This is a genomic window from Nocardiopsis nanhaiensis (assembly GCF_054778635.1).
Genome location: NZ_BAAGZJ010000187.1, coordinates 1 through 1,314, shown reverse-complemented (window position 1 = coordinate 1,314; position 1,314 = coordinate 1). Strand labels below are relative to the sequence as shown.

1 protein-coding gene is annotated in these 1,314 nt (G+C 69.3%); it reads left to right on the top strand.

Going from position 1 to position 1,314, the window contains the following annotated elements:
* Positions 1 to 63: 63 nt before the first annotated feature.
* Positions 64 to 1,314, top strand: a 1,251-nt coding sequence (locus ACYVD1_RS34695) for an NF041680 family putative transposase (RefSeq protein ID WP_460778713.1), incomplete at its 3' end; no start/stop codon positions are given.

The window sequence follows — 1,314 nt, the reverse complement described above, 5'->3', positions numbered from 1 at the left end:
GCTTTCCCGTTCCCCGGACACAACAACGGCCTTCGCGTGATCATGTGCGCTGTCGAGACGCTGATGACCAACCCGAAGGCCGTCACCATGAGTCTGCTGCACCAGCACGCCCCTGTCGAGTCACTGTCGGCATTGTCCCGATTCCGCGAACAGGTCCACGCCTGCCTCACCCACCGCCCAGACGCCCTGTTCGAGGTCTGCGAAGCCCTGATCTGCGCTCCCGCCCCTGTCCACCACCTGGCCCAACTCTCGCTGGAGCCCGAACACCGCCGCGGCCACGGCTCGGCCTACGCCGCCCTGAACCAAGGCCGTATCGACACCAACCGACTACGCCAGCACCTAGCTGAACTGCCCCTACCCCGTTTCCACGGACGCCTCGTGCTGGCCGCCGATGTGTCCCCCTACCTACGCCCGGACGCCTGGACCAGCCCCGACCGCTCCTGGTGCCACACCTACGGGCGCGGTACCGGACAAACCGAGATGGTCCCGGGCTGGCCCTACTCGATGCTCGTCGCCCTGGAAGAGGGCTCCACCTCCTGGACCGCCCCGCTGGACGTAGCGCGTCTGCCACCGGGAGCAGACGAGACCACCTTCACCGCCGATCAGGCCCGTGGCCTGATCGCGCGGCTGGTCGCCGCGGGCCACCACCACGACGGGGACACCGACATCATGTTGGTGGTCGACGCTGGCTATGATGCACCCCGCCTGGCCTACCTCCTGGCCGACCTGCCCGTCCAGGTGGTGGGCCGGCTGCGCTCGGACCGGGTGCTGCACGGCCCAGCCGAGCACCTGCCGCCCTCGGCTACGGGCCGCCCGGCCAAGCACGGGGCTGCGCTGCGGATGTCGGCCCCGCACACCTGGCCCGCACCGGCGACGGAGGCCAGCACCCCTACCCGTCGCTACGGAAGCGCGAGGGTGCGCTCCTGGGATCGGATGCACCCCCGTCTGACCCACCGGGCGGCCTGGGCCGACCATCCCGGTGAGTTGCCGGTGATCGAGGGCACCCTGGTGCTGTTGGAAGTGGAGGCTTTGCCCTCGCGGCGTGCTCCCAAGCCGTTGTGGTTGTGGTCCTCGCACATCGGGCTGGCCCCACACGAGGTGGACCGGGTGTGGTGGGCGTACCTGCGCCGGTTCGATATCGAGCACACCTTCCGCTTCCTCAAGCAGCAGGTGGGCTGGAACGCGCCTCGGCTACGGGACCCACGATCGGCGGATCGGTGGTCCTGGATCGTGTTGGTGGCCTATACCCAGCTGCGTCTGGCCCGGTCTTTGGTGTGCCAGGTCAGGTTGCCCTGGCACCGGCTGGTGGAGCCG